General features: G+C 71.8%; 14 protein-coding genes and 1 pseudogene. 9 read left to right on the top strand and 6 right to left on the bottom strand.

Annotated features, from left to right (window positions below):
- The 5 genes and pseudogenes from KDK95_RS30370 to KDK95_RS30350 all read left to right on the top strand — a co-directional run.
- Positions 1–370 (top strand): annotated as a pseudogene (locus KDK95_RS30370) (hypothetical protein); the annotation flags it as partial.
- Between the two features lie 31 nt (positions 371–401).
- Positions 402–827: a roadblock/LC7 domain-containing protein gene (locus KDK95_RS30365; RefSeq protein WP_372463408.1), complete on the top strand. Its 426-nt coding sequence runs from the start codon at positions 402–404 to the stop codon at positions 825–827.
- A 41-nt stretch (positions 828–868) separates the two neighbouring features.
- Positions 869–1,216 carry a DUF742 domain-containing protein gene (locus KDK95_RS30360; protein ID WP_212521768.1) on the top strand — a complete coding sequence of 116 codons (348 nt, stop codon included), beginning with the start codon at positions 869–871 and terminating at the stop codon, positions 1,214–1,216.
- Positions 1,197–1,781: a GTP-binding protein gene (locus tag KDK95_RS30355; protein ID WP_307844793.1), complete on the top strand. Its 585-nt coding sequence runs from the start codon at positions 1,197–1,199 to the stop codon at positions 1,779–1,781. The genes KDK95_RS30360 and KDK95_RS30355 overlap by 20 nt, the downstream gene beginning before the upstream one ends.
- A 102-nt stretch (positions 1,782–1,883) precedes the next feature.
- Positions 1,884–3,803, top strand: a complete 1,920-nt coding sequence (locus KDK95_RS30350; RefSeq protein WP_212521767.1) for a serine/threonine-protein kinase — start codon at positions 1,884–1,886, stop codon at positions 3,801–3,803.
- A 186-nt stretch (positions 3,804–3,989) separates the two neighbouring features.
- Here the strand turns inward: KDK95_RS30350 and KDK95_RS30345 are convergent, their stop codons facing one another.
- Together KDK95_RS30345 and KDK95_RS30340 are read right to left on the bottom strand one after the other, a co-directional pair.
- Entirely contained in the window at positions 3,990–5,180 is a 1,191-nt protein-coding gene (locus tag KDK95_RS30345) for a hypothetical protein (protein ID WP_212521766.1), read from the bottom strand.
- Between the two features lie 309 nt (positions 5,181–5,489).
- Positions 5,490–6,020 (bottom strand): GtrA family protein, encoded by a 531-nt coding sequence (locus tag KDK95_RS30340; RefSeq protein ID WP_212521765.1) that lies wholly within the window; start codon positions 6,018–6,020, stop codon positions 5,490–5,492.
- Positions 6,021–6,240: 220 nt separating this feature from the next.
- On the opposite strand from KDK95_RS30340, the gene KDK95_RS30335 reads away from it, so the two are divergent.
- From KDK95_RS30335 to KDK95_RS37505, 3 genes are all read left to right on the top strand, one after another.
- Positions 6,241–7,194: an acyl-CoA desaturase gene (locus KDK95_RS30335; protein WP_212521764.1), complete on the top strand. Its 954-nt coding sequence runs from the start codon at positions 6,241–6,243 to the stop codon at positions 7,192–7,194.
- Positions 7,195–7,304: 110 nt separating this feature from the next.
- Positions 7,305–9,152, top strand: coding sequence for an ABC transporter ATP-binding protein (locus KDK95_RS37510; RefSeq protein ID WP_212521763.1), 1,848 nt, complete (start codon positions 7,305–7,307; stop codon positions 9,150–9,152).
- On the top strand, positions 9,149–11,077 hold the full coding sequence (locus tag KDK95_RS37505) for an ATP-binding cassette domain-containing protein (RefSeq protein WP_212521762.1): 1,929 nt from the start codon (positions 9,149–9,151) through the stop codon (positions 11,075–11,077). Before KDK95_RS37510 ends, KDK95_RS37505 begins: the two co-directional genes overlap by 4 nt.
- Before the next feature lie 72 nt (positions 11,078–11,149).
- On the opposite strand, the gene KDK95_RS30320 is transcribed toward KDK95_RS37505, so the two are convergent.
- The 3 genes from KDK95_RS30320 to KDK95_RS30310 form a co-directional block, all read right to left on the bottom strand.
- The gene (locus tag KDK95_RS30320; protein ID WP_212521761.1) at positions 11,150–11,707 is read right to left on the bottom strand and encodes a hypothetical protein; all 558 of its coding nucleotides are present in this window, start codon (positions 11,705–11,707) and stop codon (positions 11,150–11,152) included.
- Between the two features lie 53 nt (positions 11,708–11,760).
- On the bottom strand, positions 11,761–13,335 hold the full coding sequence (locus KDK95_RS30315) for an FAD-dependent monooxygenase (protein WP_372463410.1): 1,575 nt from the start codon (positions 13,333–13,335) through the stop codon (positions 11,761–11,763).
- A gap of 262 nt (positions 13,336–13,597) precedes the next feature.
- Entirely contained in the window at positions 13,598–14,464 is an 867-nt protein-coding gene (locus tag KDK95_RS30310) for an Fpg/Nei family DNA glycosylase (RefSeq protein WP_212521759.1), read from the bottom strand.
- A gap of 67 nt (positions 14,465–14,531) precedes the next feature.
- Between KDK95_RS30310 and KDK95_RS30305 the strand changes: the two genes are divergently transcribed.
- Positions 14,532–15,128: a 5' nucleotidase, NT5C type gene (locus KDK95_RS30305; protein ID WP_212521758.1), complete on the top strand. Its 597-nt coding sequence runs from the start codon at positions 14,532–14,534 to the stop codon at positions 15,126–15,128.
- Here KDK95_RS30305 and KDK95_RS37950 read toward each other — a convergent pair.
- Positions 15,081–15,434: a DUF4190 domain-containing protein gene (locus KDK95_RS37950; protein ID WP_212521757.1), complete on the bottom strand. Its 354-nt coding sequence runs from the start codon at positions 15,432–15,434 to the stop codon at positions 15,081–15,083. The two genes, KDK95_RS30305 and KDK95_RS37950, sit on opposite strands and share 48 nt — an antisense overlap.
- Positions 15,435–15,645 lie beyond the last annotated feature (211 nt).

Raw genomic sequence — 15,645 nt, 5'->3', positions numbered from 1 at the left:
CACCCAGTCTGTCCAGCCGGCCCATTCCGCCCATTCCGCCCAGGCCGCCGCCGCGACGCCGCCGGCCCAGACCGTCCAACCGGCCCATTCCGCCCAGCCGGCCCATTCCGCCCATTCCGCCCAGGCCGTGCCGCCGGGGTCGGCCACGCCTCCCGGCCCGCCCGCGAACTGGACATCGCCCGGGGACGCCGGCTGGCTCGCCGCGCGGGCCCTGGACAACCCGGCCCAGGACGGCGTGACCAGGGCGGGGCTGCCGCGGCGCACCCCGCGGGCCAACCTCGTCCCCGGACGCGCCGGCGGCACCGGAGCCGCCCGCGCCGTGCCCCCGCAGAACCTGCGCCGCGACCCGTCCCCCGGAGGCCGGCCGTGACCCCGCCCCGCCGTCTGCCGAGGAGTGCCGCGTGGAAGAGCTGAGCCAGGCCGCCAAGGACCTGAACTGGCTGATCAATAACTTCGTCGACCAGGTGCCGAAGGTCGCGCACGCCGTCGTGCTCTCCTCGGACGGCCTCGTCTTGGCCTATTCCGAGGGCCTGGCCAGGGACCGCGCCGATCAGCTGTCCGCCGTGGCCTGCGGGCTGGCGAGCCTCACCCAGGGCGCGGCGAAGATCTTCGAGGGCGGCACCGTCACCCAGACGATCGTCGAGATGAAGCGCGGGTTCCTGTTCGTCATGCAGATCAGCGACGGATCCGTCTTCGCGGTGATGGCCGCGCCGGAGTGCGACATGGGCCTCGTCGGGTATCAGATGACCCTGGTCGCCGAACGCACCGGGGACACGCTCACCCCCTCGCTGCGCGAGGAACTGCAGGCGTCGCTGCCGAAGCGATGACCTGTGACTGACGATGCGCGCGAGGCGAGAGGAGACGTACGGTGAACGCAGACGGGTCCTCTCCCTTCGTGCGCCCGTACGCCGTCACCGGCGGCCGCACCGGGTCGTCCGGCCACCTCGCCATCGAGGCGCTGGTCGCGACTACCTCGCGCGGGCGTGACGTGATGCACACCCTCGTTCCCGAGTACGAGGCTGTGTGCCGTATCTGCCGCGAGGTAAGGTCAGTCGCCGAGATCGCCGCTCTGCTGGGCGTGCCGCTCGGTGTGGCCGGAGTAATTGTCGGCGACCTGGCCGAATACGGTCTCGTGGTCGTCGAACCCACCGACGGCGACGCGGTGCCCGACATACAGTTGCTGGAAAGGGTGCTCAGTGGACTCGAGAACCTCTGAGGTGCGCGAGGTGCGCGTCACCTCGGCGAAGATCGTGGTGGCCGGCGGCTTCGGCGTCGGCAAGACCACGTTCGTCGGCGCGGTCTCCGAGATCGACCCGCTCACCACCGAGGCCGTGATGACCGCCGCCAGCCACGGCGTCGACGATCTGACCGTCATCCCGGACAAGATCGCCACCACGGTCGCGATGGACTTCGGCCGGATCAGCCTGGCCCAGGACCTCATCCTGTACCTGTTCGGCACCCCCGGCCAGAACCGCTTCTGGTTCATGTGGGACGACCTGTGCCGCGGCGCCATCGGCGCCGTCGTCCTGGTCGACACCAGGCGCCTCGCCGACTGCTTCTCGGCCATCGACTACTTCGACGACGCCCGCCTGCCCTACGTCATCGGCGTCAACGCCTTCCACGGCCAGCAGCCGCACGCCGTCGAGGACGTCCGCGAGGCCCTCGCCGTCCCCGCCCACGTCCCCGTCCTGCCTTGCGACGCCCGCGACCGCGACTCGGTCAAGGCCGTGCTCATCCAGTTGGTCCGCCACGCGATCAGCAACGTGGCGGTGCAGGCCTGACGGCCGGGTGCGCCTTTCCGCTCGCCGGAACCGTGGCGGGGCTGCGGTAGGATCGCGGCCCGATACGGGTGGCGACGGGTGGGAATGGCGGAAGGCGCGAGAATGTCGGCGGGCGCGGGGAAATCCAGGACGGGTGCGGGCTACGACGGCGCCGGTGACTACACGGGACTCGGCGCGCGGCCGCTGGGACCTCAGGACCCGGCGACGGTCGGCCGCTACCGGATCCACGCGCTGCTCGGCATCGGCGGCATGGGCCGGGTCTACCTCGGCTGGGCGCAGAATCCGGGGTTCGGTCCGTCGCGCGGCGGGGCCTGGGTCGCGGTGAAGGTGATCCGCCCGGACCTGGCCGACAGCCCGGAGTTCCGCCGCCGTTTCGCCCGCGAGCTGGAGACCGTCGGCCGGGTGCGCACGCCGTACGCCGCGGCGCTCGTCCAGGGCGACGCCGAGGCGCAGCAGCCGTGGATGGTCACCGAGTTCGTGCCAGGCGTCGGGCTCGGGGACGCGGTGCAGCCGGGTCGCCCGCTGCCGTCCGCCTCGGTCTGGCGGCTGGCCCACGACCTCGGGAACGCGCTGGTCGCCGTGCACCGGGCGGGGATCGTGCACCGGGACGTGAAGCCCTCCAACGTGATCCTGAACACCGGCGGCGCGAAGATCATCGACTTCGGTGTCGCGCACGCCGCCGACCTGAGCCAGCTCACTGCGACCGGCATGAACGTCGGCACGCCGAGCTACATGGCCCCGGAGCAGGCGAAGACGGGCACCGTTTCCCCGGCCTCCGACATGTTCTCGCTCGGCGTGCTGCTGTACTTCGCGGCGACCGGCAGACTGCCGTTCGGCGAGGGCGGCACGGCGGACGTGCTCTTCCGCGTCGTGTACGAGGAGCCGGATCTCAGCGGCCTGAACGATGTCGAGCCGCAGTTGCGGGACGTCGTGCTGCGCTGCATGGCGAAGGATCCGCTGCAGCGTCCGAACGCCGCCGGCGTGGTGGCGATGGCTCAGGCCGCGGCGGGCACGGGGGCGTGGGCGCCGGACGACGCGGCGCAGTGGCCGGAGTCGCTCGCCGCGCAGATCCACGAGCGGACCCTCGCCGCCGGAAGGACTCTGCCGGACCCGGCGCTCGACGAGCCGACGTACCCGGAGCCGGCGCCCTCGGTCTCGGGGCCGCAGCACTCCCAACCGCAGCCGCACGGGGAGCCGTCGCAGCCGGAACAGCTTTTTGCGGCCCCTCCGCCTCCGCCGATCCTGCCGCCGGTCGACTCCGAGCCGACGGTGTTCACCGGCGGCGCGCCCGGACGGCGTGAGGATGGAGAGGGCAGTCGCAAGCGAAACGGTGCGCTGATCGCGACGTTGGCGGCGATCGTGGTCGTGGCGCTCGGCGTCACGGGCTACCTCGTGCTGCAACCGAGCTCGAAGACCGCGGCCGACGCAGCGAGCACGAGCGGGACGGTCTCGGCCACTTCGTCGGGCGGGATCGCCGGTTCGATTGCGTCTCCGTCGGCGCAGTCTCCGAAGCCTGCGACGGCCACGGCGAGCACATCGGCGACATCCTCCGCCGCGGCTTCCGCGGGGGCCTCGACGTCGGGCGCCGCGACGGGCAGTGCGACGAGCTCGGCGGGCGCCGGGCAGCAGACCACGGCGTCGACCACGACGAGCGCGGCCTCGCCCACGCCCACAGCCTCGGCCTCAGGTACGCCGAACCCGTACACGGCCACTCAGGTCTGCGGCAGCGGGTACAGCGTCGTGACGACGAAGACGCTCGACTCCGGCGGCAAGGTCTACCTGCTCTACAACAACTCGACCGGCTACAACTGCGTGACGATGCTCGCGAAGACCGTGTACGGCAAGGTCGCGATGAGCGCGACGCTCGACGTGCAGGGCGGCACAACGGTCACCGACTCCGGCAGCTACTCGTACTACGCCGGGCCGGTGACCGAGAAGGCGGCGGGCAAGTGCGTCATATTTGGCGGTAGCTACAACGGCCAGTCGTGGACCAGCAGCACGTGGAACTACTGCGGCAGCTGATCGGCCCGCTGCCCGCGCCTCCCGGGACCGGGTTGCGCGAACGGCGGCTGCGAACAGTCGCCGCGAACGGCTGCCGCGAAAGGCTTCTGCTGCATCTCCCGGTCCTCCGCGATCGACGGCGCGCCGACGGCTGACCGTCGCGCGCGATCCGTCTCGCGCGCGACCCGTCTCGCGTGCCGGACCGGCTCAGCGGCCGGTCCGGCTGGTCGTCACCTTCCGGCGACGGCCGAGCCCGCGGCGGGCCAGCGGGCCGATCTCGTACGCGGGCGTGACCAGCACCGCCACGCTGAACAGGACGACCACCCCCAGGCGTATCTGCCCGAGCATGCTCGAGTTCGCGATGAAGATCGGCGTGATGGCGAGGGCGGAGCCGGTGATGATCGTCCACATCGGCCACGGCTTGCGCAGCCCGAGCGTGTCCCACATCAGCGCGCCCAGCAGGACCCCGGACGTGTAGTACGCGTACACGCCGGGGTCCAGCACTATCCGCGCCCCGACGCCGAGCAGGATGATCGCCGGCCAGCGGCGCCGCCACACCGCGATTCCGCCGAGGAAGCAGCCGAGCCCGATCTGCGCCATCCGGTCCCACTTCGGCGTCCCCGCGTCGGCCACGCCGAGCGCGCGCAGCGAGGAGGACGGCTCGTTCGGGATGGTGAACGCGGAGGCCGCCGTCAGCATGTGCGGGTCCGCGATGACGAACGGCAGCCAGGCCACCAGGACGGTCGCGCCGGTCCAGACGGCCACGTGCGTCCGCATGAACGCCGGCACCGTCAGGATCAGCGCCAGGAACACCAGCGCCCAGGGCTTCGAGTCGACCGACAGCCCGAGGCACAGCCCGGCGAGCGTCGGGATGTTCGCGGTCAGCGCCCACACCGCGAGCGTGACGAGCGTCAGGGCCAGCACGTCGTCGAGGTGCCCGATGCCGACGCTCAGATCGGTCCAGCCGATCATGAAGATGCCGCCGCCGAAGAGCATCGTCCGGTCGAGCCGTCTGGTCCGGGTCAGCTCCGGCCGCATCGCCTCGGCGATCCGCTCGAGGCAGTAGAGCACGAGCAGCCCGAGCACGGTCATGAACGCCTCGGCCGCGTGCACCCCCGCGCCGCCGCCGAGCTGCCGCAGTACCTCGGCCAGCGCGAAGGTCACCGGCCCGATCTGCAGCTGCGGGTAGTTCGCGTACAGGTCGAGCCCGCCGGCCGGCTGGCCGGGCTGCGCCCCGTGGAACAGCAGGGTGCTGCCCTGCACGAAGTAGTGCCAGGAGAAGCCGCCGGTGACGCTGAAGTACAGTGCCCAGACCCCGCTCCACACGGCGAGGATCGCGAGGCGGCGCCGCCGGCTGCGGCCGCCCTCCTCCCCGGCTCCGGCGGGCGGCCCGGCCATCGGCTCGGCACCTTCCCCCTCCGGAGCGAGCACCTTCACGGCTTGCGACAAAACTCAGGCTCCGATCCCGATCCATAGCCCACCCAAGGCACGGCCACACTCACATCCGACACTGAGAGAACGCTGAGAGACACGCGGTCGGATGCCGGGTTTTGTCATGAACACGTTACGGTTTCGGGTTCCGAGCTTGACCGCGCTCGGGTCGCGAATCCGCGAGCGCATCGCCGGGAAAGCGCGCAAGTGCCTTGGGGTAATGGACGGTTAAAGCCGCCCCTGCGACGTCAGGCTTTGGTAAAAACCTGATACTCGCTACGGCGCACCGGTCGCCTCGGCCGGCTCGCCCAGCACGGCGGGCGGCTCGCCCGGCACGGTGGCCGGCGCCACGGCGCCGGCGGACCCGTCGGCCGCGGCGACCGGTTCCGCGTCCTCGCCGGAGCCCCGGAACACCCACATCGGGAACGCGAAGTAGTTGGCGATGCCGACGAGCCCGGAGACCAGGACCTTGCCGATCCGGTAGTCGACCCCGATCGCCTGCAGCGCGGGCACCAGCGCCGCCGTGATCAGCAGGCCGATCACGACCACGATGACGTAGCGCACCAGGGCCGTGCGCGGCCGCGCGCCGTTCGAGGCCTGCTCGAACACCCACTGCCGGCTGAGCACGAAGTTCAGCAGCGCGGCCAGCGTGTACGCGAGCGCCGTGGCGACGGCGAGGGGCAGCCGGGCCGGGCCGTGCAGCAGGATCAGGGCGCCCTCGTCCAGCAGGAACGTGCCGAGCCCGACCGCGCAGAAGCGCACTATCTCGAGCAGCCGCTCGCGCGTGGCCCACCCCGTGCCGTCCATGCGTACCCTTTCCCGCGCCGCCGTGCCCTCGTACGGATCCTAGGCGAACCGGGCACTCGGGGCCGCCGTACGGCGCCGACGTTCCCGCTGTTCACCGAGTCGGCCGATCTTCGCGTGACTGCGTTCACGGGAACGTCCGCAGCCGTGCCCGACACTGGAACCAAGCCCCCTGATGCCCTCGCGCACGGGTCCCCCCTCGGCCAGGATCGAGCCACCAGCCATGTCCCTCGCCGCCGCGCCGACGTCGCCCGGCCCGCCGACCTCGTCCCCCAAGCCGCTGCTCGACGCCCCGCAGAACCTCGCCGCCGCGATGGCGATGTGGGTCTTCGTCGTCGGCCCGATGCTCTGCCTCGTCGTGATCGTCCCGCTCGCCTGGGGCTGGGGGCTGACCCCGTTCGACCTCGGCCTGGCCGCCGCGTGCTACGTCGTGTCGGGCCTCGGCGTCACCGTCGGCTACCACCGCTGCTTCACCCACCGCGCCTTCAAGGCCAAGCGCCCGCTGCGGATCGCGCTCGCCGTCGCCGGATCGCTGGCCGTCGAGGGCTCGCCGGTGCAGTGGGTCGCCAACCACCGCCGCCACCACGCGTTCTCCGACCGCGAGGGCGACCCGCACTCGCCGTGGCGGTACGGCACCGACGCGTGGGCGCTGCTCAAAGGCCTGATCCACGCGCACGTCGGCTGGATGCTGCGCCGCCAGCTGAGCAACCGGCCCCGTTTCGCCCCGGACATCATCGAGGACAAGGACCTCAAGCTCGTCGGCCGGCTCTTCGGCCCGCTCACCGCAGTCTCGCTGCTCGGCCCCGCCGCGATCGGCTGGCTGGTGACCGGCACGGGGCAGGGGGCGCTCGAGGCCTTCTTCTGGGCCGGCATCATGCGGATGGCGCTGCTGCACCACATCACCTGGTCGGTGAACTCCGTCTGCCACGTCGTCGGCAAGCGCCCGTTCTCCTGCCGCGACCGCGCCACCAACTTCTGGCCGCTCGCGATCCTGTCCTTCGGCGAGAGCTGGCACAACTCCCACCACGCCGACCCGACCTCCGCCCGGCACGGCGTGCTGCCCGGCCAGATCGACCCGTCCGCCCGCGTCATCTGGCTCTTCGAGCGGCTGCGCTGGGCGCAGGACGTGCACTGGCCGCGCACGGAGCGGCTGGAGGCCAAGCAGCTCCAGGCCTAGAGAAACCCTTTGCCGCGGCCCGGGCGGCTGGGCCATCATCGGGTACCTCGACGAGGGGTGCGCGCATGGAAGCGGCGAACGGGGATGGCGTCAGGGAGGGCCGCCCCGGTGTGGCGGATCCGCGGTTCGGCTGGGGCGCGCTGCGCCCGGCAGGCGCCCGGGCCCTGATCATCGAGCGCTGTCGGCTGCTCGCGCTGTTCGGCCACGCGGGACGCTGGTCGGTCGCCGGCATCGTCGCCTGCGCGGTGGCGCAGGTCGCCGGGACTATCGGCACGGCGCTGACCACCGGCCGGCTCGTCGCGACCACGACGACGGCGCACCGGCCGGCCGACGTCGTACCCGCGCTGCTCGCCACGGTCGGCGTCGTCATCGCGGTCCAGATCGCGATCCTCGCCGGCCGCGCCTGCGAGGTCGTGGCCGCGCGCCGCATCGACGGCGTGATCCGCGCGCGGGTGCGGGCCATCGCGCTGGCCCCGACCGGCATCGCGCACCTCGAAGACCCCGGGTTCCGAGACGACGTCGAGCGGGCCTGCGATCTCGGCCTCGGCTGGCGCACCCGCTCGCCCGGCAACGCGGCGGTCGGCGAGGTCACGCTGCTCACGAACACCGTCGGCGGCCTCGGCGCCGCGGTCGTCCTGGGCCTGCGCTTCCCGCTGCTGGCCCTCGGGCTCACCGCCGCGTCGCTGGTCCTGCGCATGCTGGTGCGCCGGCAGTGGATGTGGCTGAACGGCATGGAGGACTCGCGGGCCTCCGACACGCGCAAGGCCCAGTATTTCGCGCAGCTCGCCTACGAGGCGGCCCCGGCGAAGGAGGTCCGGCTCTTCGGCCTGGCCGACTGGATCCTCGACCGCATGCATCAGGCCTATGTGACGGCGCGGACTCCCGCCTGGGTCGCCCGCGCCTCGGTGCTGGGCCGGCAGGGGGTCACGCTCACGGTCTCGAGCCTCTGCGGCGCCGCCACGATCTGGGTGCTCGGCGACTCCGGCCAGGCCGCCGGGACCGTCGCGCGCTGCGTCTCGGCGGCGTTCGCGGTCATCGGGCTGGCGTTCATGGGGATGGAGGCGTTCGACATCGACTACGGCGTCGTCACGGTGCGCGCACTGGACCGCATCCTCGCGCGCGACGACATGACGCCGCCGGCAGCGCCCCGATCCGAAGCTGCGCAACAGGCCTCGGACACGCCGCCGCACATCCGTTTCGAAGACGTCTCATTCACCTATCCCGGTGCCGCGCATCCGACGATCGACGGCTTGTCGCTGGAGATCCAGCCCGGCGAGACGCTCGCAGTCGTCGGCGTCAACGGAGCCGGCAAGACGACGATGATGAAGCTGCTCGCAGGCCTCTACCAGCCGACCACCGGACGGATCACCGTCGACGGCGTCGACCTCCGCGCCCTGGACGTCGAGCAGTGGCGGCGGCGGATGACGGCGCTGTTCCAGGACTTCGTGCACTACGGGACGTCCGTCGCCGACAACGTCGCGCTCTCCGCCCCCGAGCACGTTGACGACGTCGCAGGCATCGATGACGCGATCGCCGCGGCCGGCGCCGCCGACACCGTCGCCGCGCTACCCGACGGCGTCCGCACGACGCTGTGGAAGGGCGGTACCGGCGCCGTCGACCTGTCCGGCGGCCAGTGGCAGAAGCTTGCGATCGCCCGCGCACTGTTCGCCGTCGCTCACGGACGCCGGTTGCTCGTGCTCGACGAGCCGACGGCTCACCTGGACGTCGAGGCCGAGCAGGAGTTCAACGCGCGCGTGACCGCGCATGCCGCGAACGCGTCCGTCGTGATCATCTCGCACCGGCTGTCCAACGTCCGCGACGCCGACCGCATCGTCGTCCTCGACGACGGCCGGATCACCGAATCCGGCGACCACGAGACGCTGCTGACGAACCAGGACGGCAGCTACGCGCGGCTGTTCCGCCTCCAGGCCGCCCGCTTCACGGAGGCCGCCTCGTGAACCGCACCGGCGATCTCGCGGACCGCCTGGGTATCCTTGCGGGCCGCACCGGCAATGTCGCAAAGCGCCTGGGCACGCTCGTGAACCGCACCGGCAATCTCGCGGGCCGCTTGGATACCCTTGCCGACCGTCTGCGCACTCTGCGACACCTGCTCGCGCTCTCCTGGCGCGTGGACCGGACGGCCACCGCCGTCAACTGGCTCCTCAGGATCCTGGTCGCGGTCACGCCCACCGCCGTGGGCCTCGCCCAGCGCTGGGTGGTCGACGACGCGCGCGTCAACGGCACGTCGTCCGGCCTTGCCGCCTGGTCACGCCTCGGTCCCGCCGTCATCTTCGGCGCTCTCGCCGCGATGATGCTCACCATCGGCGGCCGGATGCAGGGCAACCTGCGGGCCGGCCTGGTCAGCAAGATGGACCTGGAGCTGACCCGCGAGGTGATGGCCGACGTCGCGTCGATTCCCGGCGTCGAGCACCTGGAACGCGCCGACTACCTCAACCGCGTCTTCCTCGCGGTCAAGGGGACGAACGCGCTGGCCGGCTACGCCTGGTCCGTCGTCGAAGGGGCCACAGCCCTGATCAGCCTCACCCTCAGCGGCGTCCTGCTCGCGCAGATCGACCCGCTGCTGCTCGGGCTCGTCGCCACGACAGTGCCGGTCCTAGCCTTCGGCAACCGCGCCCAGGCCTGGTCCCGTGCCGCACACGAGGCCGACGCCGAGATCACCCGGCTCGAACTGCATCTGCACGAGCTCTGCCTGAACCCGAACGCCGCCAAGGAGGTCCGGATCGCCGGATCAGGCCCCGAACTCAGCCGCCGCGCGACCGCCCTGTGGGAGGAGGCGAGCCGGCACCAGCGACGGGCCCACGTGCGAGGCGCGGCGTTGCAGGCGGCGGGCTGGACCCTCTACGTCGCCGGTCTGGGCGCCGGCATCGCGCTCGTCGTACACCGCGTACTGGCCGGGCAGGCGGCGATCGGCGCGCTCGTCATGGTGCTGACACTCGCCGCTCAGCTCCGACTTCAGCTCTTCCTCCTCCAGTCCAGCACCGAGCGCATCGGCGATGCCGGCCAGGTCGCCGAGCACTATGCATGGCTGCGCGACCACGCCGCGACCGCCACGCGTTCCGCGGCCCACCGCCAAGCCCCGCCGTCACGCCTGACCGGCGGAATCACCCTCGACGACGTCGCCTTCACCTACCCGGGAACCACAACCCCCGTCCTGCACTCCATCACCGCGCACTTCCCGCCCGGCAGCGTCATCGGCCTCGTCGGCGTCAACGGCGCCGGGAAGACCACGCTGGTCAAGCTGCTCACCGGCCTCTACCAGCCCACGTCCGGCCGGCTCGAGGTCGACGGAACTCCGCTTTCCGCCATCGCGCCGAAGGCGTGGGCATCAGCCTCCTGCGGCGTCTTCCAGGACTTCGTGAAATTCGAGCTGCCCGCGTACCAGGCCATCGGCGTCGGTGACCTGCCCCGCATCGAGGACCGCGCCGCCGTCGAGGCCGCTGTCGCCCGAGCCGGAGCCGAGGCCACCGTCGCGAGCCTCGGCGACGGCCTCGACTCGCAGCTCGGCAAGATCTTCGGCGGCGCCGAACTCTCGCACGGCCAGTGGCAGCGCCTCGCTTTGGCCCGCGGCCAGATGCGCACCGCGCCCCTGCTGCTCGTCCTCGACGAGCCGACCGCCGCCCTCGATCCGCAGGCCGAACACGAGCTCTTCGAAGCTTTCGCCCGCCAGGCCCGCTCGGCAGCCGCCGCGACCGGAGCGGTCACCGTCCTGGTCTCGCACCGCTTCTCGACCGTCAGCATGGCCGATCACGTCCTCGTCCTCGCCGACGGCACGGTCCTCGAGTCCGGCACCCACGCCCAGCTGATGGCCGCGGGCGGCCGCTACGCCGAGCTCTACGCCGCCCAGGCCGCCGCCTACTTCTGACGGGCAGCGTGACACGGGCAGCCCCCGGCGGCCGCCTTACCCCGCGGCGTCGGGTGGTCCCGGCGGCCGGGACTAGGCCGGCTCGACCTCGGCCTCCCGCCGACCCGCGGCCGTTGCCGCCCGCTCCCGACCCTGCTCGGCGAGCTCCAGCCCGCGGGTCATCCGGTACGCGGCGTACAGCGGGATCGCGCCGAAGACGCCGAACGAGCTGTCCACGGCGATCCACCACAGCGGGATGTGCCGGAGCGGGGCGCAGATCAAGGCGAGCGGGACGACCCCGGCGCACGAGATCAGGCCGAACTTCAGGACCCAGATGTTGCGCACCGGCTCGCGGTACGGCCCCCAGAAAGCGACGGCGATCGCCAGGTGGCCGAACGCGAGCCAGTCGGTGCCGTACGCGATGTAGGGGTGACGCGCGTAGGTGTCCGACAGCCCGGAGCTGACCTCGTCGATCCACGAGGTCAGGAAGGTGACGTGCCGCGCGACCGGCCACGCGGCGCCATGGAGGATGCGGTCGAGTGCGCGGGCCTCGATGCCGAGGGGGAAGGCGGTGACACCGCTGAGGATCAGGCCGACGACGAAAAGGACGATCAGAATGCGGATTCGACGCAGCGTGGCGGAATCGTTCATGGCCTGATGTTAGGAAGCGTGCCCGGCCGCCGCGGCGGCCGGGCACGCTTCCTTCACCGCTCCTTCACACCGAACCACTTCGCGAGCGCGTCCGTCAGCCCGTCCAGGGACGCGCTCCGGCCGACCCACGCGACGTGGCCGTCCGGGCGCACGAGCACCCCGGTGGGCGCGGGGACGGTGCCGAGGACGGGGAGTTCCCATGCGCCGTCGTACGTGGCGTCGACCAGCTGCACGTAGTCGGACCAGGGCGCAAGCGAGTCGTCGCAGGCGCCGGGTGCGGCGAGGTTGATCAGCACCGGGCGCGCGTTGTGCAGCAGGGTGAAGACGCGGAGCTCGCCGATGCGGGTGCTGAGATCGAGGTCGGGCATCCGGCGGCCGAGCAGGGGATGGACGTCGACCGCTGCTTCACCGGATCCACCGGATCCACCGGATTCACCGGATTCACCGGCCTCACCGGATTCACCGGATTCACCGGGTGCCGCACCGGGGCCGTCGAGGACGGCGAAGTCGTACCGGATGTCGAGCCCGCTCACCATGCCCGCGAGGTGCTTGCGCGGTTCCTCCATCTTCAGCAGGTCGCCCATGATGTCGCGCAGCGCGTCGGTGCGGTCGTTGACGCGGGCGAGGGCGATCTGCGCCATCGTGTTGTGCAGCACGCGTGCCGCGACCGGGTGACGCTCGTCGTGGTACGTGTCGAGCAGGCTCTCGTCCGACATTCCGTGCACCACCTGCGCGAGCTTCCAGCCCAGGTTGACCGCGTCTTGCACGCCCACGCCCAGGCCCTGGCCACCCATGGGGGAGTGGATGTGCGCGGAGTCGCCGGCGAGCAGCACGCGCCGGTCGCGGTACGCTTCGGCCTGCCGCGTCGTGTCGCTGAAGCGGGTGATCCACTCGGCGCTGCGCAGGCCGTAGTCCGTCCCGTAGAAGCGGACGATCGCCGCGCGCAGCTGCTCGAGCGTCGGCTCGCCCTCGCCGACGTGGTCCTCGGCCGCCTGCGCGCGGATCGGGCCGTCGGGGTCCGGGCGGGAGAATCCGGCGACGCCGAACTCGTCGCGGCGCATGCCCCACTCCGGCTCCTCGTCGAACTCGGCCGCGGCGATCAGGCCGCTGCCGGTCGCCTCCCAGCCGGGGAAGGCGATTCCGGCCGTCTTGCGCACCACGCTGCGCCCGCCGTCGCAGCCCACGAGGTAGAGCGCCCGCAGCGACTTGCCGTCGGCGAAGTCGACGGTGACGCCGCCCTCGTCCTGGGTGAAGCCGGTCAGCTCGACGCCGCGGTGGGTGGGCACGCCGAGCTCCTCGACCCAGTCGGCGAGGATCCGCTCGATGTGCTTCTGCGGCAGCCCGAGCCCGTGGTTGAACCGGGTCGGGAAGTCGCTGATGTCGAGCCGGATCGTGCCGAAGGCGGTGGTCTGGGCGATCATGCCCGCCGAGACGAACCGGTCGGCGATGCCGCGCTGGTCGAAGACCTCGAGCGTGCGCGCGTGGAAGCCGAGCGCCCGCCAGCCGACGAGCTCCCGGGTCGTGCGCCGCTCCAGCACGGCGACGTCCACCCCGGCGAGCGCCAGTTCGCCCGCCAGCATCAGCCCGGTCGGACCGCCCCCGGCGATCAGTACCGCGTGATCGGTCATATCGGTCGTCTGCATCTTCGAATCCCCGCTCTATCCGTGGAAACGGCCTCGGCCGACGATTGTGCGCCACCCGGGGGGCCTTGCCGCAAGACCCGGGTCGTGCTATAGATTTATAGTGGCGGGAGGTGTGTTCTTCCTTCCCTTATATGCGCAGGTGGGGGCCACGGCGAAGGTCCACCGCGGCCCGGCGCTGCCCGATGACACACAGGCCCTGCCCGATGACACGCAGACGGTCGGCGGCCGACTCACGCGGGCGGCCGGCTCACTTCAGCAGCCGCGAGAGCCTTCGGTCGGCCAGCGGCTTTCCGCCGGTCTGGCAGGTCGGGCAGTACTGCAGCGCCGAGTCGCTGAACGAGACCTCCCGGATCGTGTCCCCGCACACCGGGCACGGCTCGCCCTTGCGGCCGTGCACCCGCAGCCCCGACTTCTTCTCGCTCTTCAGCTCGGTCAGCGGCAGGCCGCGCGATCGCTCCACCGCCTCGGTGAGCGTCGCGACGGCCACCGCGTGCAGGCCGTCCACCTCGGTCGGCGTGAGCCTCGCCGCGATCTTGAACGGCGACATCTTCGCGGCGTGCAGGATCTCGTCGGAGTAGGCGTTTCCGATCCCTGCGATCGTTCCCTGATCACGAAGCACGCCTTTGATCTGCCGACGCTCGGTGCGCAGCAGATCGCGAAGCACCTCCGCGGTGAACTCGGGGGAGAGCGGTTCGATGCCCAGGCTCGCCACGCCGGGCACCTCGGCCGGATCGCGCACCAGCGAGAACGCCAGCCGCTTCTGCGTTCCCGCCTCCGTCACGTCGAAGCCGGCGGACTCCGGCTCCGCCAGCCGCAGCCGCAGCGCCAGCGGGCCCTTGCCGGGACGCACCGGCCCGGACGGCAGTTCGTCCTTCCAGCGGATCCACCCCGCCCGGGCCAGGTGGACGACCAGGTGCAGGTCGCCGACGCGCAGGTCGAGGAACTTCCCGCGCCGGCCCACGCCGTCGAACGTCAGGCCCTCGATCGCCGACAGCGGCGGGTCGTACGTCTTGAGCGCCTGGAACGCGACGGGCGTCGCCGCGGCCACCGTGCGTCCGGCCAGCTTCCCGTCCAGAAAGGCGGCCAGCGCCTCGACCTCGGGCAATTCGGGCATGCGCACCAGTCTGCCACGGCGAAACGCCGTCGCACCTTGAACGGGAGCGTCCTTTTACACTTCCGCCATGACGGACAACTCACGGGTCGTACTCGTGGACATGGACGGTGTGCTCGCCGACTTCGACCGCGCCGTGTACGAGACGCTCATGCCGACGTGCCCCGATATCCGGCTGCCCACCACGTCCCACCGCATCCGCGTGCAGAACCCGCAGTACGACGCCGAGATCCGCGAGGTCACCAGCGCGCCCGGCTTCTTCCGCGACCTCATGCCGATCCGCGGCGCGCTCGAAGGCTGGCAGCGGCTCGTCGACCTCGGCTACCACCCCCGGATCTGCAGCTCGCCGCTGGTCTGGCACGAGGCCTGCGAGCAGGAGAAGCGCGCCTGGCTCACGCAGCACCTCGGCCCCGAGGCCGCCGCCGAGGCCCACATCGTGCAGAACAAGTGCGAGTGCCCCGGCCTCGCGCTCATCGACGACATCCCCGAGCTCACCTGCGGCCCGGCGCCGTGGCCGCACATCGTCTTCGACCACCCCTACAACCGCGGTTCCGCCTCGCCGCACCGCCTCCACGGCTGGCAGGACCCGAACCTCGGGCGCATCCTCGGGAAGCTGATCTCAGCCGAAGACGAGCACCTTCAGCCAGAGAGCCAGCCACACGGCTGAGAGAACGATCCCCGCGACCGCGAGACCCGTTCCCGGCCGCCCGGTCCGCCTGATGCTGCCGAGCGCCCCGAGGCCGAGCCCGAGACCCGCGCACGCGGTGACGAGGAGGAAGCCGAGCAGTCCCAGGATGAGCGAGGCGATAGCCGGCCCGCTGATCCGCCGGTCGGCCGGGTAGGCGTACCCGCCGAGCGGGTTCGGCGGCGGAAAGGGCTTCTTCGGATCGAACCCGAAGTAGTGGCGCGCCGGCGGCGCGAACCGCGGCACGGACCGCGGCTCGGTCTGCGGCTCGGTCGGGTGGTCCGTCACCCGGGATTTGTACCACGGCCGCGCGATGAAACGGCGGTTTCATGATCGCGGGCGATCTGAAACCGCGGTTTCAAGCGCGCGTGATGTGCGGGTAACGCGGCAGGCCTAGCGTGGAGGTCATGGCCTCGACCTCGGGTGATGGAGCGGACGCGCGCGTCTGGCGCGTGCTGGGGGAGCCGCTGGTCGCGGGGGCTGCGGGCGGCTCGGGCGG

Source organism: Actinospica acidithermotolerans (assembly GCF_018139625.1).
Classification (GTDB): domain Bacteria; phylum Actinomycetota; class Actinomycetes; order Streptomycetales; family Catenulisporaceae; genus Actinospica; species Actinospica acidithermotolerans.
The sequence above is the reverse complement of the archived record's forward strand: the minus strand, read 5'-3'. Positions and strand labels throughout refer to the sequence as shown.

Bases quoted from the DNA above. Each gene is read 5' to 3' on its own strand.
- KDK95_RS30335 (WP_212521764.1), top strand. From the start codon at position 6,241: ATGTCCCTCGCCGCCGCGCCGACGTCGCCCGGCCCGCCGACCTCGTCC.
- KDK95_RS30345 (WP_212521766.1), bottom strand. From the start codon at position 5,180: ATGGCCGGGCCGCCCGCCGGAGCCGGGGAGGAGGGCGGCCGCAGCCGG.
- KDK95_RS30310 (WP_212521759.1), bottom strand. From the start codon at position 14,464: ATGCCCGAATTGCCCGAGGTCGAGGCGCTGGCCGCCTTTCTGGACGGG.
- KDK95_RS30305 (WP_212521758.1), top strand. From the start codon at position 14,532: ATGACGGACAACTCACGGGTCGTACTCGTGGACATGGACGGTGTGCTC.
- KDK95_RS30320 (WP_212521761.1), bottom strand. From the start codon at position 11,707: ATGAACGATTCCGCCACGCTGCGTCGAATCCGCATTCTGATCGTCCTT.
- KDK95_RS30340 (WP_212521765.1), bottom strand. From the start codon at position 6,020: ATGGACGGCACGGGGTGGGCCACGCGCGAGCGGCTGCTCGAGATAGTG.
- KDK95_RS30315 (WP_372463410.1), bottom strand. From the start codon at position 13,335: ATGACCGATCACGCGGTACTGATCGCCGGGGGCGGTCCGACCGGGCTG.
- KDK95_RS30350 (WP_212521767.1), top strand. From the start codon at position 1,884: ATGTCGGCGGGCGCGGGGAAATCCAGGACGGGTGCGGGCTACGACGGC.